Annotated in this window: 17 protein-coding genes and 1 pseudogene; 11 read left to right on the forward strand and 7 right to left on the reverse strand. The window is 55.5% G+C overall.

Translation table 11 applies throughout. From position 1 onward, the window contains the following. Nucleotides 1–111: 111 nt before the first annotated feature. From Pan97_RS17580 to Pan97_RS17595, 4 genes and pseudogenes are all read left to right on the forward strand, one after another. Nucleotides 112–1,203, forward strand: a pseudogene (locus Pan97_RS17580) (DUF1559 family PulG-like putative transporter). 12 nt (nt 1,204–1,215) lie between these two features. Then, nucleotides 1,216–1,779 (forward strand): hypothetical protein, encoded by a 564-nt coding sequence (locus tag Pan97_RS17585; RefSeq protein ID WP_144974795.1) that lies wholly within the window; start codon nt 1,216–1,218, stop codon nt 1,777–1,779. Between the two features lie 587 nt (nt 1,780–2,366). Beyond that, nucleotides 2,367–3,326, forward strand: a complete 960-nt coding sequence (locus tag Pan97_RS17590) for a DUF1559 domain-containing protein (RefSeq protein WP_144974797.1) — start codon at nt 2,367–2,369, stop codon at nt 3,324–3,326. 92 nt (nt 3,327–3,418) lie between these two features. After that, nucleotides 3,419–3,802: a hypothetical protein gene (locus Pan97_RS17595; protein WP_144974799.1), complete on the forward strand. Its 384-nt coding sequence runs from the start codon at nt 3,419–3,421 to the stop codon at nt 3,800–3,802. 211 nt (nt 3,803–4,013) lie between these two features. On the opposite strand, the gene Pan97_RS17600 is transcribed toward Pan97_RS17595, so the two are convergent. Then, nucleotides 4,014–4,445 (reverse strand): VOC family protein, encoded by a 432-nt coding sequence (locus Pan97_RS17600; protein WP_144974801.1) that lies wholly within the window; start codon nt 4,443–4,445, stop codon nt 4,014–4,016. A 437-nt stretch (nt 4,446–4,882) separates the two neighbouring features. Here Pan97_RS17600 and Pan97_RS17605 point away from each other — a divergent pair, with 437 nt between their 5' ends. From Pan97_RS17605 to Pan97_RS17625, 5 genes are all read left to right on the forward strand, one after another. Next, a complete protein-coding gene (locus tag Pan97_RS17605; RefSeq protein WP_144974803.1) occupies nt 4,883–7,882 on the forward strand; it encodes a VWA domain-containing protein in 3,000 nt (999 codons plus the stop codon). A gap of 255 nt (nt 7,883–8,137) precedes the next feature. Continuing rightward, complete coding sequence (locus Pan97_RS17610; RefSeq protein ID WP_241676434.1) at nt 8,138–9,229, forward strand: prenyltransferase/squalene oxidase repeat-containing protein; 1,092 nt, start codon at nt 8,138–8,140, stop codon at nt 9,227–9,229. A gap of 44 nt (nt 9,230–9,273) precedes the next feature. Beyond that, on the forward strand, nt 9,274–10,170 hold the full coding sequence (locus Pan97_RS17615; protein WP_144974807.1) for a hypothetical protein: 897 nt from the start codon (nt 9,274–9,276) through the stop codon (nt 10,168–10,170). Nucleotides 10,171–10,363: 193 nt separating this feature from the next. Further along, nucleotides 10,364–11,308 carry a DUF1559 domain-containing protein gene (locus tag Pan97_RS17620; RefSeq protein ID WP_144974809.1) on the forward strand — a complete coding sequence of 315 codons (945 nt, stop codon included), beginning with the start codon at nt 10,364–10,366 and terminating at the stop codon, nt 11,306–11,308. 51 nt (nt 11,309–11,359) lie between these two features. After that, a complete protein-coding gene (locus Pan97_RS17625; protein WP_144974811.1) occupies nt 11,360–11,776 on the forward strand; it encodes a hypothetical protein in 417 nt (138 codons plus the stop codon). A 9-nt stretch (nt 11,777–11,785) separates the two neighbouring features. On the opposite strand, the gene Pan97_RS17630 is transcribed toward Pan97_RS17625, so the two are convergent. After that, complete coding sequence (locus Pan97_RS17630) at nt 11,786–13,129, reverse strand: HD domain-containing protein (RefSeq protein WP_144974813.1); 1,344 nt, start codon at nt 13,127–13,129, stop codon at nt 11,786–11,788. A gap of 374 nt (nt 13,130–13,503) precedes the next feature. Here Pan97_RS17630 and aspS point away from each other — a divergent pair, with 374 nt between their 5' ends. After that, nucleotides 13,504–15,288, forward strand: a complete 1,785-nt coding sequence (gene aspS / locus Pan97_RS17635; protein WP_144974815.1) for an aspartate--tRNA ligase — start codon at nt 13,504–13,506, stop codon at nt 15,286–15,288. Nucleotides 15,289–15,295: 7 nt separating this feature from the next. Here the strand turns inward: aspS and Pan97_RS17640 are convergent, their stop codons facing one another. Beyond that, nucleotides 15,296–15,766 carry a carboxypeptidase regulatory-like domain-containing protein gene (locus Pan97_RS17640; RefSeq protein ID WP_144974817.1) on the reverse strand — a complete coding sequence of 157 codons (471 nt, stop codon included), beginning with the start codon at nt 15,764–15,766 and terminating at the stop codon, nt 15,296–15,298. A 27-nt stretch (nt 15,767–15,793) separates the two neighbouring features. Beyond that, nucleotides 15,794–16,837, reverse strand: coding sequence for a DUF1559 domain-containing protein (locus Pan97_RS17645; RefSeq protein WP_196782141.1), 1,044 nt, complete (start codon nt 16,835–16,837; stop codon nt 15,794–15,796). Between the two features lie 294 nt (nt 16,838–17,131). Here Pan97_RS17645 and Pan97_RS17650 point away from each other — a divergent pair, with 294 nt between their 5' ends. Further along, on the forward strand, nt 17,132–17,920 hold the full coding sequence (locus Pan97_RS17650; RefSeq protein WP_144974819.1) for a dienelactone hydrolase family protein: 789 nt from the start codon (nt 17,132–17,134) through the stop codon (nt 17,918–17,920). A gap of 6 nt (nt 17,921–17,926) precedes the next feature. Here the strand turns inward: Pan97_RS17650 and Pan97_RS17655 are convergent, their stop codons facing one another. The 3 genes from Pan97_RS17655 to glgX form a co-directional block, all read right to left on the reverse strand. Continuing rightward, nucleotides 17,927–19,021, reverse strand: a complete 1,095-nt coding sequence (locus Pan97_RS17655) for a cellulase family glycosylhydrolase (RefSeq protein WP_144974821.1) — start codon at nt 19,019–19,021, stop codon at nt 17,927–17,929. Nucleotides 19,022–19,074: 53 nt separating this feature from the next. Continuing rightward, complete coding sequence (locus tag Pan97_RS17660) at nt 19,075–19,725, reverse strand: hypothetical protein (RefSeq protein ID WP_144974823.1); 651 nt, start codon at nt 19,723–19,725, stop codon at nt 19,075–19,077. 78 nt (nt 19,726–19,803) lie between these two features. Continuing rightward, nucleotides 19,804–21,891: a glycogen debranching protein GlgX gene (gene glgX / locus Pan97_RS17665; protein ID WP_144974825.1), complete on the reverse strand. Its 2,088-nt coding sequence runs from the start codon at nt 21,889–21,891 to the stop codon at nt 19,804–19,806. Nucleotides 21,892–22,520: the final 629 nt, after the last annotated feature.

Here is a 22,520-nt window from a genome sequence, read left to right on the forward strand (position 1 = left end):
GTTTCTTACACTTGGCGGTAATCGATCAAGCTTAGAGGATCGATAGAAGAGCAGAGATCAACCCATCTTTTATTTCTTCTAACGGTTGGTTTTGTTGGAGTCATTGAAATCATGTCTGGCAAAGATTTCCCGAGGTATCGATCTGGCTTTACACTGGTCGAACTACTTGTTGTCATCGCCATTATCGGTGTCTTGATCGCGCTTTTGTTGCCTGCAGTTCAGCAAGCTCGAGAAGCCGCACGCCGAATGGAATGTTCCAACAAACTGAAGCAAATGGGACTTGCTCTCCATAATCACCACGATACCTATCTCCATTTTCCAGCGTTACGCAACAACAATGGCGGAACCCGCTCGACCAATCCATGAGGTAATGAAGGGCGCAACAGCGGCTTGATGCATATCCTGCCGTTTATAGAGCAGGGAGCAATCTACGACATTCTGTCGCAGCCAGGAACGTTCAGCGGCACTGATGTTCTTGCCTTCGGTCCGATTCGTGAACGTGCCTGGTACCCTCCCTACGTCGCGAAGATTGAAGCCTTCGTATGTCCCTCCAATCCCTCAACACCGGCAAATATCTGGAGTAATTCATTCGGTGCGCGAAGCTACGCGGTGAGCATGGGAGATTCGATCAATGGTAACCATAACCTGGAAAACCCACGGGGCATTTTTGGGCGAGTTGATCACAATAAGAAGTCGCAGATCGACATGAGTTCGATCACCGATGGAACGAGTAACACGATCATGATGGCGGAACGAGCCTTCGGTTTATCTGGCGATACGCAAAATATCCGCGGCTACTTTGCCAACAATGTGAGCGGCCTGAATACCTCGCCGATCGACTGCATGACCACGGCCAGCCAAGGAAAGTACCTCTCCTCTCAATCGGTGCAAACCTCCCGAGCCGTGGGCGTTCAATGGTTCGACGGCTATCCGGCATTTACCGGGGTGACCACGGTACTGCCTCCTAACAGTCCCTCGTGTGCGGTCGACAATTGGGGAGATTCATGGGGCCTATTTAGTGCCAGCAGTTATCACCCCGGCGGTGTCATGGTTCTGATGGCAGACGCCTCGGTCCAATTCATTCCAGAGACCGTCGACACCGGCAACCTGACAGCGAGCGAATCAACCGGTGGCCAGAGCCCCTATGGCGTCTGGGGAGCACTGGGAAGCAAGTCTGGCGGTGAAACGGCAGCGCTTCCATAACGTCTTGTCCCGATGCATGTCTTTCGTCTTCATTCAAGACTTCCGAAAGGGGCCTATATGCGCCAACGTCATTCCTGCCATATCGTTCTCGCTGCAATGTTCGTTGTTACCATCGTCGCAGGCTGCAATCAAAGTAACTTACCCAAAACGGAACGCGTCACCGGCCAGGTGCTTTACAAAGGCAGCCCAGTTGACAATGCAACGGTCATCTTCAGCCGAGGCTCGCGAAATATCGCCAACGGGGAAATCGCCTTGGGCAAAACTGACGCCCAGGGCAATTTTTCGTTGACAACTCACCTAAGCGGTCAATCCGACGTATCAGGAGCGATCGCCGGTACTTATCAAGTCACCGTTTCCAAGAAGGTACCCCCTCCGGGTATGACGCAGGCCGAATACGATGCCAAGGTTGAAGCCGTCAACCAAGCTGCTCAACAGGGATCTGTTCAACCACCAGGCATGGAACTACCACCTCTTGTGGAAATGTTTCCTCGCAAATACTCCTCAAGTTCCGCCACGGAACTGACCGCCGATGTCAAGGTGAACGAAAACAACGAGTTTTCGTTCGACTTGAAGTAGCCCGCTTTGAATGATGGGACCATGCTGATCCCACAGATCAGCTTGAACCCATTCAATTCAGACCTCTTGCCACGCGACACGCAAGCCTCTGGCTGCTTGCCTGCTATCTACCCACGGCCTTAGTCCCACGCCGAGAAAACGAAAAAAGATCACTTTTTTTCTCGCGGTTTGCCGTACCCCTCGTCGAACCGATTCACTTTCCTGGATGAGTCTTTCCCCAAATTGCAATGAGCATGGATCCCAGCAGGATGTACGTTTTTGCGTTTACTTCGCTGCGGGCATTATCCTAGCCCATACAAACACGCCCAAATTCCGAGATCTCAGGCGTACTTACAATGGGGCAAGGCGTCTAATTCTTAAGCATGGAATTGTCGACTTCTTTTGTTTTAGATCGAGAACTCTTCAACATCTCCTTACCTTTTTCACTAGACATTAGGGGCGTAAAATGATACACATAGCGGGAATGAGGCGTGCTATCGACGTTCTCTGGCGCCTAACGCCGCCGTGAGGGAATCGATTGCCTCCTTCTCGTCGTTTTTCTATCTCGTCATTTCGTATCCTTTTCGACCTATTGCTGGGGTGCATCAATGAAGACTTCTCGTTCCCGCCCAGGTTTTACCCTGGTCGAATTGTTGGTTGTCATTGCCATTATTGGCGTACTGATCGCGTTATTGTTGCCGGCGGTTCAACAGGCTCGTGAGGCAGCTCGCCGCAGCGAGTGCTCGAACAACCTGAAGCAAATCGGCCTGGCAACCCACATGTTTCACGATACCTATACCAAGCTGCCGCCCTTGGTGAACTGCCAGCAAGGCTACAGCGTTTGGGTCCACCTGATGCCGTTCGCGGAACAGAACGCCCAGTACGAATTGCTACATGCGGTGAATACCGACGACTGGAAGGACGTGATTTTTGCGAACCTTACCCAACAGCAGAAGGAAGGCGTCAGTTCCATCTCGTACATGACTTGCCCATCCCGTCGAAGCGGTGTGCAGATGAAGGGATCAGGCAGTCAACAAGGTCCTTGGAGTGACTACGGCGCGGTGGGATATGACTCGTCCAGTACGGTATTCAACGCCTATCACAACCCCAACGACAATTCGCACGTGAACGACATCAAGAGTATTCTGCGCGTCGGTATTCCAACAAGTGCTGGCGACAACAATCCGTGTGGCGAGGCGAATCCACGCGACTCCTTCGCACGTGTGACGGACGGGCTAAGCAATACCCTGATGTTTGGCGAAAAGGGTATCGGAAAAGATCAAGTCGGCGTGTGTTGCGGTTCCACGGGTGCTGATGGTTCGTTCCTGTACTCTTCGGACGGCTGGCGAGAGTTTGCGGTCGCCAGTTCTATTCGTCTTCGCCTTGGTCGAGGTCCGAATGACAATGCTCGCCCCGACAACGGTCAAGGGCACGGTAGCTGGCATCCCGGCATTACTCAGTTCGTCCTGGGCGATGGTTCGGTCCGTGGCATTTCAACCAACATCTCGCAAAGCACCCTGGAAAACCTGGGCAATGCGATGGATGGAAATGTCGTTGGCGAGTTTTAGTCGCACCTTGCATCATCCGCCTGCGGGGTCTTCCTGGCATGACTCCGCGGCATGACGTCAATCTCCAACAACATTATGCGAGGTCCTTTCCAATGACTCGATTCATTCTTCTTGCTCCTTGTCTTTTGTTGCTTGTCAGCGGGATGGGGTGCAGCCAACAGACCGAGAACGCGGTTTTTGGCACGGTTGAATACTCAGACGGTACTCCCATGGCCCAGGGAGAACTGATCTTCGACGATGGGACGTATTCTGACATTGCCCCCATCGACGCCGAAGGCAACTTTTCCGTCGCGAAAGGCCTACCGGCCGGCTCCTACAAAGTGACGCTTGGTGGCGTGATGGAACCCGACGCCAAAGGCAATTATTCACCAATCGTTCACAAGCGTTATCTCGAGTACAAATCGACCGACTTGAATTTGACGGTCCCGATGGAAGACGAGCCCGTAAAGTTCGTCATCGATCGTCCGAAGAAGTGACGCTTCCTGTTAGATAGACAGATATTCAGGAGCATGGTCCCGATGGATCATGCTCTTTTTTTGTTTCTCTCAGTCCCGGATGTTTTATCGGACGGCCGGATCTCGATTCTGGCAACGTACAACGCACAGACTGAGTTGTCGGCCGTCGTGGAGCCGGGCGAGAATGAAATTGAATTCACGCTCGACGAGATGAAAAAGGGGCCAAACGGCCTTAGGGAATCTTCAGGCTACCGTCTTCGTTGAAGTCGAACGCACCGTAAGCCACTTCCCATAAGTATCCGTCGGGATCGGAAAAATAGCCGGCGTATCCGCCCCAAAAGGTGTCCTGCGCCGGCTTTTCAATTTTGGCACCAGCCGCCTCAGCTTGCCGCAAGATACGGTCGACGTCCTCTTTCACTGAGACGTTGTGTGCCAGCGAAATCCCTGCAAACCGGGAACGCTCTTGCCCGATCCAATCTCCGCCCACATCCTCGGCAAGCTTATCCAGAGGATAGAGTGCCAGGCACGTACCGGTCGTCCGAAAGAAAACCACTCCTTGATCACCGCTCCAAGAGGTCGGCAGGCCCAGTCCATCTCGATAAAACTCGAGCGAACGCTGCAGGTCTTTCACGCCCAACGTAATGATGCTGACGCGCGGTTCCATGCCGTCTCCTCAATTCGATGATTTCAGGTTACGCGTTGATTTCTTTTGAGTCGTTGGCTGATTCTTCTTCCGCTTCCCGTTGCTCTTCGTCAGCCGCTTCGTTTTCAAAAGAAGACGATGCAGTGTCCTTGAAGTGCTCTTTCAGTTCAACGTGCTACTCACGAATCTTTTCGAACTCATGGAACGAGTCAAAGTTGGGGTCTACCGCTTCCATTTCCGGCGAATGGGAATTCATGCGGCCTCCGTGTTCAAAACCTTATTCGAGATGGGACGTAGTCCCTCCTCCGGTCGATTCATCGTAACGAAATGTCCCGTCCTGCCCACCGCAATCGGCCGCATAGTTCCGGCAATTTGCCCAGCAAGTCTGTTATTTTCGCTATTTGGCGTAGAATGTGAAGAATGCCTCGCTGGAACAAAAATAGACCGGAAGACACGGAATGCTTGATCTTCAGTTTTCGATAGAACACCCTCAATTCCTCCTTCTATTGGCGATCATTCCTGCGCTATGGTGGGTTTCGTGGAATGGCTTGGCCATGGGCAATCGCTGGCGGTGGGTACTGGCCAATGGTCTGCGAAGTCTTCTCTGCCTGCTCGTCGTTTTGACATTGGCCGAGGTCGAACTCGTTCGGACCAATGATCGCCTGACGGTGATCTATCTAGTCGATCGTTCTCTGAGTATTCCACCGGAGCGACTAGAGGACGTCGTCACCTACGTCCGCTCAACCGCCAATACGTTTCGTCAGCAGGCCCCCGACGATCGTGTCGGCGTGATTAGTTTTGGTGGCGCCGCAGCGATCGAAATTCCTCCCTGGTCAGGCGACCTGTTTCTGCGATCAAAGCTGGAAACAACCATCGACCCGCAACAGACGAACCTCGAAGCAGCGTTAAAGCTCGCTCAGGCAGCGTTCCCTGTCGATGCCGCCAAACGCGTGGTAATCGTGACCGACGGCAAAGAAACGCTCGGCAATGCCATGCCTGCCGCCAGAGCACTAAGCGAGGCAGGCATCGGCATCGACGTTGTTCCGATCACCGCCCAAGCGCGTACGGAGATCACCGTCGAGAAGATCACGACGCCAGCCAAGATGCGCGAAAAGACTCCCTTCCCGGTGCAGGTAGTCTTAAACAATCGACCTGGAATTCATTGGGATCAACAAGCCGCGAATAAGCCTGTTGCCGGAAAGATCCGCGTTGTTCGCCGTGGCAGTGGACGCGATCAAGTGGTCGTCGAGCAGCAAATCGAACTCGAGCCTGGAACGCGCGTCTTCGCTTTCCAGGACAAACTATCCGAAGGTGGTTTCTATACCTATGAAGCCGAGTTCACTCCCGACGCTAAGGGAGTCGATGGCTTCACGCAGAACAATCGCGCCGCTTCGTTTACGCACATCGAGTCGCCCGGCCAAGTACTCTTGATCGTCGATTCTACCCGCCCTGACGAATTCAATGACTTTGCCGAAATGCTGCGTCGGAACGACTTAAAAGTAACGATCCAGCCCAGCAATCAACTCTTCACCCGGCTGTCCGATCTTCAGCCGTACGATCTGGTGATCCTTGGTAACGTCCCGCGCACAAGTGGCGACACTCAAGAGATCACGGCATTCAGCGATGCTCAGATGCAGATGCTCGCCGACAACACACGAAACCTGGGTGCCGGACTGATCATGCTAGGCGGCCCCGATAGCTTCGGCGCCGGCGGTTGGACCAACACGCCGATCGAAGAAGCGATGCCGCTCGACTTTAAGATCAAAGACGCCAAGGTCGTTCCGGTGGGTGCGTTGATGTTGGTCATGGACAAATCGGGTTCCATGAATGGTGAAAAGATCCACTGGTGTAAGGCCGCCGCCCGCGAATCACTACGAGCACTCGGCCCGCACGATTACATCGGCGTCACGACATTCGATTCCACCACGTCACGCACGGTCCCGCTGCAAACGGCCAAGAACCGGCAGTTCGTCTCGCAGATGATCTCGCGTCTATCATCGGGCGGTGGAACGAACATGTTTCCTGCGATGGAAGACGGCTTTCGTCAGTTGCAAGCCAACGAGGCCGCGGTCAAGCATATGATCGTACTGACCGACGGGCAAACGCCTGCGGCTGACTTTGGCAATCTAACCCGTCAGATTGAAAAGAGTGGTATCACCGTATCGACCGTCGCCGTGGGGCAAGATGCCGACGTGCGGCTGCTGAATCAAATTGCCGCCATAGGGCGTGGGAAGTTCTATCAAGTGACTTCTCCCAAAGCGATTCCACGGATTTTCATGCAAGAGACCCGTCGTGTGGCTCGCCCATTGGTTTTTGAGAAGCCCAGTGGCATGGTGCCGCAAGTCGCGGCGAATCATGAAATCCTGAAAGGGATCCCTTCCGCTTTTCCACCGTTTTCCGGCTACGTGATGACGTCCCCCAAGGACAGTCCGCTAGTCGACGTGCTGCTCACGTCGCCAGACCCGAGTGGGCAGACCAACGCCCTGCTCGCTGCCTGGCAGTACGGCATTGGCAGAAGCGTCTGCTGGACCAGCGATTTGGGACAGCGTTGGGCCACCGACTGGGCTGGCTGGGAAGGGAACGAAAAGCTGCTGATGCAGATGATTCGTTGGTGCATGCGAACAACCGATCCATCCGAGAATTTCCTCGTCGCGTCGGAAGTCAACGGGCAGAAAGTGAAGCTCATTCTGAATGCACTCGACGACGAGGGAAACTTCGTCAACTTCGCATCACCTCAACTCAATGGGGTCGGTCCTCGTTCCGACGTCGTGAGCGAAGCGTTCGTTCAAGTCGCACCGGGGCGATACGAAGTGGAGTTCGACGCTCAGCATGCCGGTCCGCACTTCCTAGCTGTGTCGCCAAGCTCAGGGCTGGCGCCGCTTCGGATCGGTGTGAATGTACAAAACGCTCAGGAGTTCCGTGACCGGAGAGACAATCTAACGATGCTCCAGCGATTTGCCGCGTTGACGCCCCCCGGCGGACGCCCTGGCGAGGTCTTCAACCTGGACATGACCCCAGAGCAGTTAGCCAACATCGATACAACGCCATTTCGACACGACTTACCGAAGGCCAGCAGCCAACGGCCGATCTGGTACCTGGTGCTGGTGACGGTGGCTTGCTTGTTTGTGATGGATATCGCCAATCGGCGAGTCCTATGGAACTTCGCCTGGGTTGGCATCTTGTGGGCACGCATCCGGCATCAGCCCACTGTCGAAGCGCCCGTCGCCGAGTCGCTCCATCGCTTGAAAGCTCAAAAGGAGAAGCTGAATCGAGACTGGCAAGTGACATTCGACGGCACGGAAACCAGTGTCGATGCTGCTACGGTCGAGGCCAAGGCAGAAGCGTCTGCTGCGCCGCTGAACGATGAGCCAAGCTTCGAAGTCAACCAGGAAAAGGGCTATCTCGATCGACTGCTCGATGCCAAACGCCAGACCCGACGCCCCGATAAACAAGACTAGCCAGCGTACGTGTCGTCTCATCCGACAGCCATGTCGTCTGCGTCGACACAACAACTCAGGTATTGAGTGTGGCCATTCGTGAATTCAACGAGCTTTTCACGTTCCTGCCTGTCTCTAAATCGGTGGCATGACCTTTGCTAAATCATCCTGGGCGCGCTAATACTGGCTTAGAGAAAAGAGGTTATCGTGAACATTTCCCGTCGCGTTTTTGTTGGAATTTCCCTCTGTTTGCTATTCGCGCTGGGATCCTTCGCGATCGCTGCCGATCGTCCCATCTCCAGTGAGTCTCAGAAGAAGCTCGACACCATCGTGGCCAAGGGGCTTCAATATCTGGAAAAGAATGGTCAGGCCCCCGATGGTAGTTTTACAGCCCAGGCCGGTCCTGGTCTCACTGCTTTGGCCGTGACCGGGACGCTTCGCAGCGGCAAAACAGTCGATGACCCGGTGGTCGCCAAGGGGCTGAAAGCGCTCGAAGGTTTCGTGAAGCCCGATGGGGGCATTTACGGAAACGGTCGCTTGCGCAACTATGAAACATGCGTCGCGATGCTCTGCTTCCAGGAAGCCAACGCCGATGGCCGATACAACGAAACGCTTAAGAAGGCCCGTGATTTCGTCACTCGCTTGCAATATGGCCAAGGCGAGGTCAAGCAAGACGACGTCTGGTTCGGTGGCGTCGGCTACGGGGGTGCCGGTCGACCCGATCTTTCCAATACCGGCTATCTGGTCGAAGCGTTGATCGAGACCGGAAGCGAAGCGGACGACGAAGCGATCCAACGGGCATTGGTCTTCGTTTCACGCTGCCAGAATCTGGAAAGCAAGTACAACGACACCCAGTTCGCCGGAAAGGTGAATGATGGGGGCTTCTTCTACGAGATCCCTCGCGAGAAGATCGACCCCTCCACTTCCCCAGAACGTTACACCGAAAACGGCGGCATCCGCAGCTACGGCTCGATGACCTACGCCGGTCTGAAGAGCATGATCTACGCTGGTCTGACGAAAGATGACCCACGCGTGAAGGCTGCTTCTCAGTGGGTTGCCGACAATTACAGCGTCGAGCAGAACCCAGGCATGGAGAGTGCCGGCTTGTTCTACTATTACCACACCTTCGCCGCTGGTCTGGGTACGGCTGGCCTGACCGAAGTCACCGATGCCGATGGCAAAACCCACAATTGGCGAGAAGAACTGATCGACGAATTGGCCAAGCGTCAAAACGAAGATGGTTCATGGTCCAACGAGAACGGTCGCTGGTTCGAGAACGATAAGAACCTGGCTACGGCCTTCGCACTGATGGCCTTGTCCTACTGTGACGCCGACGCCGCTCAGCCTGCCGGCACTCCAACCGAATAGACTCCCATCGTGTCCCCTCTCTCCCCGCCGGAGAGAGGGCTAGGGTGAGGGGGCGAACCAAGTACCAGTTTCACCAATCGATCGTCCAAGTCTCTCTTCCACTCATGCATGCCCCAGCCGACAAACTTCCCGCGCAATCACGATGGTTCCGATTCTCGGCTTTCATCATTTGGCTGCGTGACCTCGCGTTTGGGCATCATCCGCTCGTCCTGTGGCTGCTGAATGCCGGAGTCCTGCTATTGCTGGCCGGGTGGATCGTGTGGGATGCCAGGTTCTCCGCGACCTGGGACCACCTCGAGTTCCAGATCGGTTGGACACAGGACGGCTCCGACCTCGACGAGTTCGCCAACTCATTGACGGCCCAGTGGAAGATCTTCGCGCTGGGCATCATGGTGGCGGTTGGTATGGTCAGCCTGGCAATGCTGACCTTCGGCATGACCATGGGTTCCCGTGGGCATCGCACGCTTTCGTCCTGGATGATTGTTCTTTCGCTGGCATGCTGCTGGCTCGGTTTGATCAACGGCTGGGATGAGTTGATGTGGACCGGAAAGCGTTTGCGAATCGATTCCCACTTGGCGGCCTTCCAACCGATCGCCCAGTCACTTCAGCAAGACTGGCCCAGGATGGATGGCGAGCGTGAGAACATCGGTCCGTTCATGGCGTACCCGGCCGGGAAACCGAAGACACTTCTTCTATTGACCACCCCGCCGATGGCTCAGTCGGGCCCGACGTTCAGCAGCATTGAACGTAGCGATGCTGGTGGCATTCGCTTTCAGCTCTCAGGAAATGAACGGGGCGTTTGGCTGGAATGGCATCCCTTGGGCAAGCAGCCTGAATCGTTCGTTGGCGGACTGCTCGAGCCACATCATTTGACGCGAATGGTTTCCCTGGGGGACGGGTGGTTTCTGGCCCGCTACGATCAAGCTGCCATCGCATCTTGAACCTATCTGCATTCATCATTGCTCCAGTGAAACAGACATTGCGGCAAATATTCTTGCACTACTGAGAAGGACTCGCTACCATTCTAAGCGTAAGCGTTTTTCAGAGGGATTTCATTTTTCTTCTCTCTCCATCCCATCTGCGAAATCCGATTCGTTCTTGCTCTCATCACCATTCGTCGTAAGGAACGGCACCGTGGTACGCACACCCTATTCTCGCGGTTTTACGCTGGTAGAACTCCTGGTGGTCATTGCCATTATCGGGGTACTCATCGCCCTGTTGCTTCCGGCCGTTCAAATGGCACGCGAGTCTGCCCGGCGGATGCAGTGCACCAACCACCTCAAGCAATGGGGCCTGGCGATGCACAACTACCACGACACGGTCCAGAAGTTGCCATTTGGCGCCACCAACGACAGTAATGGCAAGCGACATACATGGGTGGTGAGCCTGTGGCCGTACATCGAACAGAACAACCTGGCCGAAGCGTACGACTACAACCAGCCGTTTTACGCTTCGCCAAACATCATTCAAAACACGTTTGATGGAGTCTTGGCAAAGCCAGTTGAGTTCTACTACTGCCCCAGCATGAATGGGGGCAAGATGAACACTTCCGATGCCTACTGGCGCTGCCGCGTTCACTATGGGGTGAACTATGGAAACGTCACGATTCCCAACGGTAGTTCGACGGCAACTGAAGCACTCAAAGCTCCCTTCGGCTTCGAAGGAAGCCAGGGGGCACTCGGTGAAACGCCGCGCACGAGTGACTTCTCAGGCTTTACTGATGGTCTCAGTAATACAATGCTCATGTCGGAACTGCGAGCCCATCCCAACGATTCCGAACCAGACCACCGCGGCGATTCCTTCAACGACGACGCGGCCGGTGGCGGTTTTATGACGGTATCGACGCCCAACTCCTCAGCAGCGGATGTTATGTCTTCGGCCTGGTGTGTTGACAAACCGGAGATCGGACTTCCCTGTGTTGGCGGCAACGAACATCACGCGGCTCGCAGCCTTCACCCAGGCGGCGTCCAGGTGCTGATGGCGGACGGTTCGGTTCACTTCGTCAGCGAGACGATTGCCATCGACGTCTGGCGAGCCGCAGGCACGATGGAAGGCAAGGAAACCCTTTCGCTCAACTAGTCATCGTTTGCCGCAAGTTGAATGCTCACCTCGTTCAGGATGAATCGCACCATGAGGATACAAACACCAGTCGCGTGCAGCATTGGGCTGTCACTCCTACTACTTATCACCGCTGGCTGCGGCTCGGGGCGTTCTGACCTGGTGGAAGTCACTGGCAAGGTGACGCTCGATGGACAACCGGTCAACAAAGGGAAGATCACCTTTGAAGCCACCGATGGCAAAGGGGGCGTCGAGGGAGGTTCGATCGAGAACGGCGAGTACTCGGTGAAGACCACGCTGGGCAGTAAAGCGGTCAAAATCAATTCGCCGAAGGTCGTCGGTGAAAGAAAGACCTACGGAACCGCAGACAGTCCCACCGAGGAAGTCTCCACCGAAGCGATTCCGAAGCAGTACAATCGAAACACGGAACTCAAGATCGAGGTCAGCAGTTCCTCGCTCGAGCATGACTTCGACCTGAAATCGAAGTAACGCGACCGTTTAACCCGTCTCCGGAAACATGCTTCGGACCGTTTCGACAAACAGGGATTCGATCTCCGAGGCACTCGTGATCGATTCCTGCAGACGCGGATGAATGAAGATCCGCACCTTCTTTACGTAGTCGTCAAACTGCCGCTTCGCAAGGGTCTCGACCATCGGCGAGACATCCCCCAACGCCCGGTACTTGCCGGTCTTCTGGTTAAGCACATCAATGTTGAATTGCACTTCCAGCTTGACCGGCGGGGCATCGATCAGGATCTCGTGCGGTGCCACGCGACGCGACATGTGCCGCGAGAGAGTCGTGGCAAACTGATCGCTCAAATCGACCAGCCAGTCGTATGGACGCCGGGCAATTTGATGGAATAGCTCGGGATGGTCGAAGTGCGAGTACTCGAACAACCTCTTGTACAGCCGACGTGAAGGACCGAACAAGCCATCCAACAAATCGCGAGCCGGACCGTTGCCGGCCGCTTCGAGCATCGTGTCGATCATCGGACGTTCGGCCAGACGAAACAGCGAATCGAGTTCCAAATGCGGACGCAGCATGAAAAACGCGCGCTGCAGCATGGCCGTCGCGCTGCGCACGGCATGATGCCAGTAGACTTCGCTGAACATTATGTACCGGGCAAACACCATCATCTCGGCTGCCGTGCGTCCTTTGTTCGTCAGGGCGAGCTTATCCCCTTCCTGGTTCACGCACAGGCTGGCGATTAGACGCTGCTGGTCGAAATTACGGCCATAAGGGACACCAGCATGCAGACTATCGCGTTGCAGGTAATCGAGCTTATCGACGTCGATCGGCCCCGAGATGATGCTCTGCATCAGTTTCATCTTGCTGGTGCGCCCCTTCTCAGAGAGGAAACTGACGACGTCACGCGGGTTGATGCCCCAATCGTCGCGCAAACAATCGGCGACTTCTCCTTCCAGGAGAAAACTGTTAGCGAACAGTTCGTGCTGCGGCACGCCGGCCAGACGCAGGTCTTCGATCGGATGACAGAAAGGCCAGTGCCCCAGGTCGTGCAGCAAGGCCGCCACGATCATCAGTTCAGCATCCTTGGTTTCGATCACCTCCGCGAACTGAGGCACGTGGGCCAGACGCTGCAGGTACAACAGCATCGTCCGATAGACACCCAGACTATGCTCGAACCTGCTGTGGTGAGCGGCCGGGAATACGAGTGACACCAAGCCCAGTTGGCTGATATGGACTAACCGGCGAAATTCGGCCGTATCGACCAGATGCCGAACCCGAGCGGTCAAAGGGACGTCTAGATCAGGAGGGATGCGAATCACATCGGATCGAGACTGCAGCCCGACCACTTCCGGAATTTCAAGGAGTTCACTCATGAGCGCCGGTATACCTGATGCGGCGTCATCAGGGAAGCGGTCCTTAAAATCGTTAAGGTTAATTCTGGAAGGAATTTGCCACAGAGAACACATAGTGCACCGAGGGGGAAGGCATAAGAGAAGATTAACCACAGATTCCACGGATAACAGAAGGATTTGTTGAGTGCCGCTGCTGGCTTTTCATCCATCCGTGATATCTGTGTAATCCGTGGTTGAATATCCTCCCCTCGGTGCCCTCTGTGGCTAGTCCCCTCCCCCAGGCCCAGATTTCGCTCGGAAAGCCCAATCTAGGCATTCAGGCGTTGTCGGTCTAAAATACTCGATTTCCCCCATTCACATCGACGCTGTCCTGATCACCTTCGAGGAACAGAACCTTGTATCGCACACACACTTGCGGCGAATTACGAAAATCCGACGTCGGCCAATCCGTTACCCTGGCTGGGTGGGTTGATTCGTACCGCGACCATGGCGGCGGGCTGTTTGTCGATCTTCGCGACCGATATGGCAAGACCCAAGTGGTTTTCAGCAGTGACAGCGGCGAGGAAACGCAGAAGCTGTCGCGTAGCCTTCGTAACGAAGACGTGATTCAGGTCATCGGTAAGGTCGATCCGCGCCCCGATGGGACCGTCAACCCGAAGCTCAGCACCGGCGAGATCGAAATCAAGGTCGAGAAGTTGGTCGTCTTGAATAAGTGCAAGACGCCGCCGTTCTTTCCTGGCCAGCAAGACATGCCAGGCGAAGACCTGCGTCTGAAGCATCGCTATCTGGACCTTCGCCGTCAGCAGATGCAACAGACGATGCTACTGCGAAGCAAGATCATCAAGCTGATGCGGGACTACTTCGAGGAGCACCAGTTCATCGACGTCGAGACTCCCATCCTCGGCCGCAGCACGCCGGAAGGGGCTCGCGATTACCTGGTTCCCAGCCGAGTGCATCATGGCGAATTCTATGCATTGCCGCAGTCGCCGCAACTTTACAAGCAAATCCTGATGATGGCCGGTTACGACCGCTACGTGCAGGTTGCCCGCTGCTTCCGCGACGAAGACCTCCGCGCTGACCGTCAGCCAGAGTTCACGCAGTTGGACCTCGAGATGGCCTTCTGCGAAATGGACGACGTCATTGGTATCATCGATGGGCTCGTCACCAAGGTTGCCAAGGAAGTCCACGGCGTCGACGTCCCAGGTCCTCTGCCCCGGATGACCTACGACGAAGCCATGGAACGCTTCGGCCACGACGCACCTGACCTGCGTTTCGACTTGGAAATTGTCGACGCCACCGATTTGGCTGCCGAGGCCGAGTTCCGTGTTTTCAAAGCGGTAGCCGACGCCGGCAACCGTGTCCGTGGAATCTGCGCGAAGGGTGCCGCCGACAAGTACTCGCGCCGCCTGATCGACGACATGACCTCGATGGTGCAAGACGACTTCGGTGCCAAGGGCCTGGCATGGTTCAAAGTCGAAGCGGACGGAACCCTCAACTCGCCAATCGCGAAGAATTTCACGCCAGAACTGCTGGCCAAGTTCAAAGAACGTTTTGCCGCCGAGCCTGGCGACTTGATCCTGATCGTCGCCGACAAATTCGAAGTGACCTGCAAGGCACTCTATGGCCTGCGTAAGAAGCTGGGTGCCGAACTGAAACTGTACGATCCCAAAGCGATGCACTTCAGCTGGGTGGTCGAATTCCCGATGTTCGATTACGACGAAGAAGAAGGTCGTTGGGTTGCCATGCACCATCCGTTCACCGCCCCGCGGCCGCAGGACGTCGAACTTCTCGACAGCGATCCAGGCAAGTGCCGGGCACTGGCCTACGACCTGGTGATCAACGGTAGCGAAGCTGGCGGTGGAACGATTCGTATCCACGACAACGCCACGCAGCAGAAGGTATTCGGCCTATTGGGCATGACCGAAGAAGACGCCAAAGAGCGATTTGGCTTCTTGCTCGATGCCCTGCAATACGGTGCTCCGCCGCACGGTGGCATTGCGTTGGGTATCGACCGCTGGGTGATGCTGTTTGGTTACCTGGACAACATCCGCGACTGCATCGCGTTCCCTAAAACGCAGCGTGCCGCCGACCTGATGACTGACGCACCAAGCACGGTCGATCGCAAACAGCTCGAAGAACTGGCGATCAAAGTGCTACGCCTGGACGAAGTGAAGAAGTAGTTCGGCGTTAGTCTTCCAGCTCAAACGTAAAGATATTCTCACCGCCGTCGACGACTTCGGCGGTGAGTTGGCTCGTTTCGGCCTTGCTGTACTTCTTGGGCAACAGGTGCTTGGGGGATCCTCCCAAGGCTCGGTTCATCTCATTCATCATCCGAGAATACTCTTCGGGACTGACCTTCTCGGGGTCGGGTAGGGCCAAAACCTCCAGCTTGCGAATCGCCACGGTGTATGTTCCTGGAATAACGCCATCGCCGGGCTCGTAGGTCCATAAACGAACTTCGCCTCTTTCATCGGTGTTACCCACGGCACCGCGAATCTCAGCACCGCCAAACGTCACCGTCGCACCTTCAACCGGCTTCCCTTCATACGTGACGACCGCTTTAGCCGGGACACGTCTGGGAAGACCAGAATCGTCGGATGCCGTACAGCCAATCGCACAAATGGCAGCTACCGATGTTAAGCCGATAAATCGTAGCATGAGAACTCCCTTGAGTAGGTGAAGAGACTAGAGGGAGGAAGTTTCGCCACCATTGATCGAACCGAGCGCACCCCAAACACCATAAGGACTTGGGCCGTCGGTGGCTTCTGTGGCGGTAGGATCACCCGAGTCGATCGTGTCGGGTACGAATTGAGTCGAACCATCGGCCCGGCCGCAGATGACTCCGCCAGGGTGAAAACTACTGGGAGTCCAAATGCCCCAAGTCCCGTCGCTATGAGCAATCGTGCACCTTGGCGAATTAGGAGGCAGCACCGTGCTGAAACCGGTGAAGAAGGCCCTGCCCTCGGCCCAGCGGCTACCGGGGGCACGGTGCACATACGACTCAGCCGTGACGGGTACGGCGGCGTCGATTTCACCATTGATGCCACGAGCCGCCCAGCAATCGGCCGGGCTCGAGGGATTGGTATTGATGCCAGGCGTGACGGCAACGTTTCCCTTCATGGTACGGGTTACGTTATTCGGACCGACGACGACTTCGCTAAGGGCCAAGGTATTGCTCGTGCCGTCGACCAAATCCTTAAATGACATGTTCTCCAGCGTAACGAACATGCCTCGTTTGGTCGAACTGGTGGTGTGATTGTTGCGGACGCTGTCTCCCATGCAGAAGTGATAACTGCGTGGTTTACGGCCGTTCACGCTTGACCGAGAAGACCAGTACGGATCAGAAGGACACAGCAATTCCGGAATCAACGTATTCTGCTCGGCAGGGTTCCAATCGGACGAGCCAAACGGCGTGCTCGCGCCCGACGCTTTTTCCCAAACGGCGAGTTGCTCGATGTATGGAAGCAGGGCAACAAATCCGCTGGGTCGTGAGGGGGCCGCTTGCATCTGCAGCGCTGGAAACGCACCATGCGTATCATGATAGTTGTGCAATGCCAGGCCGACCTGTTTCATGCGATTGGAACATTGCATCCGCCGAGCCGACTCGCGAGCTTGCTGAACCGCTGGTAAGAGAAGAGCGATCAACACTCCGATGATCGCAATGACGACCAGAAGTTCCACGAGCGTGAATCCAGCAAGGCGCAGGCGTTTTCGCAGGGTAAGAACCATGAGCATACTCTCGTTTTCTGGGGGAGGGATGAGTCGGGAGAGAAACGATTGAGTGGCAAATGATGGGATAAGCGTCTCGGCTCCTGCCCTATAACACAGGGCCCAGTACTTTTTGTTTTGTATATTTCTTTTAACCAGAGCCGTCAAGGAAATTAATGCCGGCGAAAAGAATCACAACACGGGCGATCAACCTCCAGAACCAAGCATGCGAATTTGATATAAACAGGTTGAGTTTGTCACCTCGCCGCAGGGACCGCGGTTCGCATCACCCTTCTTACACTACGGAGAAACACCATGCGATGTCTCGTTGCATCCCTCGCGATCCTTGCCCTAACCGCTTCCATTGCTAACGCTGAAGTCAAAACCAAGGTCATCGAATACAAGGTCGGTGATCAAGCGTTCGACGGCTTTCTGGCCTACGACGACACGATCGAAGGCCCACGACCCGCCGTGGTCGTCTTTCATGAATGGTGGGGACTAAATGACTACGCCAAGAAGCGAACGAAGATGCTGGCCGAACTCGGCTACGTGGCGTTCGCCGCGGATATGTACGGCGATGGCCAGTTCGTCGATCACCCCAAAGACGCTGGTCAGATGGCCGGCAAGGTCCGAGCCAATGTCGAGCAGTGGCAAAAGCGGGCCGTTGCTGCGCTCGATGTCCTAAAGAAGCAGCCGCAGTGCGATCCTGCCAAGATCGCCGCGATCGGCTACTGTTTTGGTGGTTCGACCGCATTACAGCTAGGCTACACCGGCGCCGATGTCGACGCGATAGCGACGTTCCATGCTGCCTTACCGACACCGACCAAGGAACAAGCCGAAGCAATCCAAGCCAAGGTCTTGGTATGCCACGGTGCTGACGATGGCTTCGTTTCCCAGGAATCGATTGACGCGTTCCAGGAAAAACTGAAGGACGCTGAAGTCGATCTCAACTTCGTGGCCTTCCCAGGTGCCGTCCACAGCTTCACGGTGGAAGACTCCGGCAAGCATGGCAACCCCGGCATGCAATACAACAAGGAAGCCGACGAGAAGTCTTGGACCCTGCTATTGAAACTGCTGAAGAGTGAATTGGGGCCGGTTAAATAGCTTCGATTATTTCGATGCTTCAGGGGCACCCTGGCGAAAACGCTCAAGCCACTTCGCCGAGATCGCTCCCTGCATGGTGCCGGCTTCTGTGTATTCCTCTTGGGTGGTCCCCCAGTAGAAACTGGTAACGCCATCGGTGATGGGCCTGGCCTTAGCGAGGAACTGCTCGGCTTCTTCCAAAGAGCACTTCAGGGGAAAGAACTCCTCAATCACCAGAGGCTTGCCGATATCGTAGACCTTGAGCGCGACAATGGCTTTTTCGACGCCATCCCTTTCGGGATAGAAGTGCACGCTGGCGAAGTCGAGCGGCCCGCTGACTTCTTCGCTGTAAAAGAGTGGCTTGGCATTGGGCCACACATGAGCCCACGGAATGACGCCGACGGTGATTAGCGTTTGCGGATCGACTTCGCGGATCGCATCGGTGAGTGTTTTCACCCAGGCCGCGGCGATCTCCTTATTGTCACGGCCGGCGGCATCGGTGGTGATCCGCTGCACGAAGTATTTGCCCCCGAGGGGTTCACCGACCAGCCACTGATCCGCGTTGGTTCCGCCCCCTAGAACCGGTTCGTTCATCAGGTCGTAGCAAAAAACGGCGGGACTATCCTTACATTTTTTGGCAACAGCTTTCCAGAAGTTGGCCTGAACCTGCCAGCGGTCGGCCTCCTTCATTTCGTCATACCAGACAGGCACATCCTGCTTATGGTAACAGCCCAGGCCGGTCAGGTTCAGGTAAAGCTGTTCCGCTTCGGCCAGCTTCACCAGGTCGGCGAGTTTCTGGAGGTTCTCCTCGTTAGGCTCAGAGGCCGTTTTCATGAACTTGGGCAGTTGCAAATGAACCCTGACGACATTGGCCCCCAGCGACTTGATCTCGCTAAAGTCCTCTTCAATCATTGCCCAATCATCATGCCAATAGTCTTCGATCAGTTTGCCGTCGCCATCGTGGTCGTAGTTGACACCCCAGACATAGAAAGCCGTTTCCGTGCCTGCCAGGCGAAAGTCCTTGCCATCTTCCGAGAGAACGATCTTTGATTGTGGCTCATCGGCAATAGACAGGGGCGGAGCAAGGGTCAACGCAAAGAGAACGGCCAGCGAGGCTTTCATGGCGGGCTCCAGAATCGAGGGGGGGAGAGCGTACGGGGAAAGGTCTTAGTATTCTACTCGATCGGTTGTTGACTAGTTTCTTGATTCTCTTGAAATCGCTGAAACCCAACGGCGAACTTGCCGCCGAGGTATCCCAGAAGAAGAGCCCAAAAGACATGTCCCAACGTGAAGTATGTCTCTTGGCTTGGCGTATGCACGACTTGGATTGCGTTAATAACCATGTTTTGACCGCTGCCGATTATGAATCCTCCCCCACCTCCGACCATGGTCGAACCCAAACTGTTACCTTCGGAATCCGTGACGTTTCCATAGATATCCATCGTTGGAGCGAGTGAGGCGGGGATCGCCTCTCCGTCTTTCATGTACTTGGTGTGCGTGAGGACCGGCTGCCAGTGATACATCCAGTTTGTGGTTGGCAACTGGCGAAGTTCCGAGAACAGAGTGAAGCTATTATTCTCGACAAGAATCAAAGCGGCGAAGTAGCCGATCGCGAAGCAGCAGAAACCGGTCGCGAAGGCCCGCCATGGCCCCCTGCCAACGCGTGAAATCGCAAGCAGCGAAAAGAGAAACAGCATCACGCCCATCAGCACGAGCCATAGAAAGATCTGGGGCGCCCACATCGAGCCGATAACCACGACCCCGGTCGTAAGCACGACAACCAACTCCAAGAGGGACCACTGGACGAGTGCTTGCCGCTGACTCATGACCTACACCTTCGAAACAAAAAATGGCGGCTTGTTTCCAAGCCGCCATCATAGATCGTTTTTACAACGCACGCGAACTTATCGCGAAGCGACATAAATACGCACGCTGCGTTCCGGCATGACGAACTTGCCGGCCGCCGGTGGTCGCGGGCCGTTGAGGTCTGGGTAAACGTCGCTCGGCGAAGTCGCTGCCGTGTCGACGAACATTCGCCAACTGGTACCCTTGGCAACCGGTGGCAGTATGAACTGTTGAGGCGAAGGACTACCGTTCATTAAAAGCAGAACGTCGCGACCGATATTTTCAGGATCGTTGTCCTTTTGTGGAGCCGCAAAAAGACACGTCAACATCGAGTCGCCGCTGTCCCAATCGACGGCGGTGCCCAAGTTGTTGTACCAGTTCACGTCGTACAGGCCTCGACGTCCGGTCGGATAACCACCCAGGAAGTGCTTTTGACGCACGGTGGGTTGATCGCGACGGAAGGCGACTAATGCTCGGACGAAGCGACGCATCTCGTCGTTCTTCTTGACCAGCGACCAGTCAAGCCAGGAGATTTCGTTGTCTTGGCAGTAGGCATTGTTGTTGCCGTGCTGCGTACGACGGACTTCGTCTCCCATCAGAATCATCGGCACGCCTTGCGACATCAGCAACGTGCAGAACATGTTCTTGATCTGCTGCCGGCGAATCTTTTCGATGCTCGTTCGCTTGGTCGGACCTTCCACACCGTAGTTGTAACTCAGGTTGTGGTTGTCGCCGTCGCGGTTCCCTTCCCCGTTCGCCTCGTTGTGCTTGTGGTTGTACGACACAAGGTCGTTCATCGGGAAGCCATCGTGCGAGGTGATGAAGTTAATGCTGTGATACGGCTGACGGCCGCCAGCCTGGTAAAGGTCGCTGGAACCTGCCAAACGCGTGGCGAGCGCCCCGAGCTTGTGCGGTTCACCCTTCCAGAAGCTGCGGATGTCGTCGCGGTAACGGCCGTTCCATTCCGCCCAACGCAAGTTGGCGAAAGAACCGACCTGGTACGCACCTGCGGCGTCCCATGCTTCGGCAATGATCTTGGTATCGGCCAGCATTGGGTCTTCGGCGATCGCTTCCACCAGCGGCGGATTGGCCACCAGGTTACCGGTGCGGTCGCGGCTGAGAATCGACGCGAGGTCGAAGCGGAAACCGTCAACGTGGTAGTTATGCACCCAGTGACGCAGACTGTTAAAAATCATCTCACGAACGATCGGGTGGTTACCGTTGACCGTGTTACCGCAGCCTGAGTAGTTCTTGTACTCGCGACCGCCGTTGGCCAGCATGTAGTAGACCTGATTTTCGAGCCCCTTGAAGCTGAGGATCGGGCCCTTCTCGTTCCCTTCGCACGTATGGTTGTAAACGACGTCGAGGATGACCTCGATGCCCGCCTGGTGCAGGGCTTTCACCATCTCTTTGAATTCGCGAACCTGGCCGCCGGGCGTCTTGCTTGCCGCGTACCCGCGGTGAGGCGCGAAGAAGGCCATGGAGTCGTAACCCCAGTAGTTGCCGCGGGTCGGCGTCTTGCCGGTCACCATGTCCATGATGGGGAATTCGTGGATCGGCATCAGCTCAACCGCAGTCACCCCCAACGACTTGAGATATGGGATCTTCTCGATCACACCGCGATAAGTGCCTGGGTGATCCACGCCGCTCGACTCGTGCGCGGTGAACCCTTTGACGTGCATCTCGTAGATGATCGATTCGCTCAGGTCCCGCTTCAAATGGCGGTCCCCTTCCCAATTGAAGCTTTCGTCGACCACCACGCACTTGGGCGGACGGATGATGCCGTCGTCGGCAGCCTGAAAGGTACCCGCCAGCGCTTTGGCGTAGGGGTCAATCAGCCGGGCACGACCGTCGAAGAGCATGCCTTCGTCGGGGTTGTACGGCCCCTCGGCTTGGAAGTGATATAGCTGACCGGCCGACAGACCTGGAATGAAGATACTCCAGATATCTCCCCATCGATCTGTCTCGCGGTCGAAGTCGATGATTTCGCTCGGTTCGCGATCATCGACGTTCTTATAGAGCAAAAGTCGCATCGCCGTGGCGGATCGGCTGAATACAACAAACCGTACGCCGCGTTCGTGCAGGATCGCTCCATAAGGAAGCACGTGACTAAATTGCAGCTCCGGATGCGGATGAACCATAAGCATAGGCGACTGTCCGATCTAACCTCCTAAGACCTCGATTGAATGATTGTGTTGAAACACTACCACCCAATTCGCAGCAGACCGGAGAAGACGCCCCTCCTAAAACCAATTTTTTTACTTCAAAACACGTGATGCATCGTCTGGCGAAATAATAGCTTAGGGCTAAGGCGTAGGTCCTGCGTAGAGTTTACCGATTCGACGGAGTCCAACCTGCCGACGGCGTCGTCTGGGATGACTGAGATTGCCTCGGCAACAAGTCCCACTGGATTGTCCGCGTTAACCGCAATGTTCGGGCCAATAGGAAATGGAATCGGAAGCCGCCTACGATTATTTTTCCCATTCCACCGATTTTGCCGGTTTATTTTAACCATTCTGTTGCCCGCATTTGAACACGGTCCCCTCTCTGGATGCTAGGGGCAGAGCAAATAATGCTCAAATCGGCGGCACGCCTAGGCGGAGAAGAATTTTCGGAAATCTTCCTTTAAGAGTCCCCTGTGCCTTCCCAAGGGTGAGGGTTAGGAAGCTGGTACCAATTTCGCCCCTCACCCTAACCCTCTCCCCGAAGGGTCGAGGGGACGAGATTCGGGGTGCGTTGACAATCCTGGCAGTGGGGTCGAAAATCTTCGTTTCTG

The sequence above is a fragment of the Bremerella volcania genome, assembly GCF_007748115.1.
GTDB classification, from domain to species: Bacteria; Planctomycetota; Planctomycetia; order Pirellulales; family Pirellulaceae; genus Bremerella; species Bremerella volcania.

Bases quoted from the DNA above. Each gene is read 5' to 3' on its own strand.
- Pan97_RS17585 (WP_144974795.1), top strand. From the start codon at position 1,216: ATGCATGTCTTTCGTCTTCATTCAAGACTTCCGAAAGGGGCCTATATG.
- Pan97_RS17590 (WP_144974797.1), top strand. From the start codon at position 2,367: ATGAAGACTTCTCGTTCCCGCCCAGGTTTTACCCTGGTCGAATTGTTG.
- Pan97_RS17595 (WP_144974799.1), top strand. From the start codon at position 3,419: ATGACTCGATTCATTCTTCTTGCTCCTTGTCTTTTGTTGCTTGTCAGC.
- Pan97_RS17600 (WP_144974801.1), bottom strand. From the start codon at position 4,445: ATGGAACCGCGCGTCAGCATCATTACGTTGGGCGTGAAAGACCTGCAG.
- Pan97_RS17605 (WP_144974803.1), top strand. From the start codon at position 4,883: ATGCTTGATCTTCAGTTTTCGATAGAACACCCTCAATTCCTCCTTCTA.
- Pan97_RS17625 (WP_144974811.1), top strand. From the start codon at position 11,360: ATGAGGATACAAACACCAGTCGCGTGCAGCATTGGGCTGTCACTCCTA.
- Pan97_RS17630 (WP_144974813.1), bottom strand. From the start codon at position 13,129: ATGAGTGAACTCCTTGAAATTCCGGAAGTGGTCGGGCTGCAGTCTCGA.
- Pan97_RS17640 (WP_144974817.1), bottom strand. From the start codon at position 15,766: ATGCTACGATTTATCGGCTTAACATCGGTAGCTGCCATTTGTGCGATT.
- Pan97_RS17645 (WP_196782141.1), bottom strand. From the start codon at position 16,837: ATGGTTCTTACCCTGCGAAAACGCCTGCGCCTTGCTGGATTCACGCTC.
- Pan97_RS17650 (WP_144974819.1), top strand. From the start codon at position 17,132: ATGCGATGTCTCGTTGCATCCCTCGCGATCCTTGCCCTAACCGCTTCC.
- Pan97_RS17655 (WP_144974821.1), bottom strand. From the start codon at position 19,021: ATGAAAGCCTCGCTGGCCGTTCTCTTTGCGTTGACCCTTGCTCCGCCC.
- Pan97_RS17660 (WP_144974823.1), bottom strand. From the start codon at position 19,725: ATGAGTCAGCGGCAAGCACTCGTCCAGTGGTCCCTCTTGGAGTTGGTT.
- glgX (WP_144974825.1), bottom strand. From the start codon at position 21,891: ATGCTTATGGTTCATCCGCATCCGGAGCTGCAATTTAGTCACGTGCTT.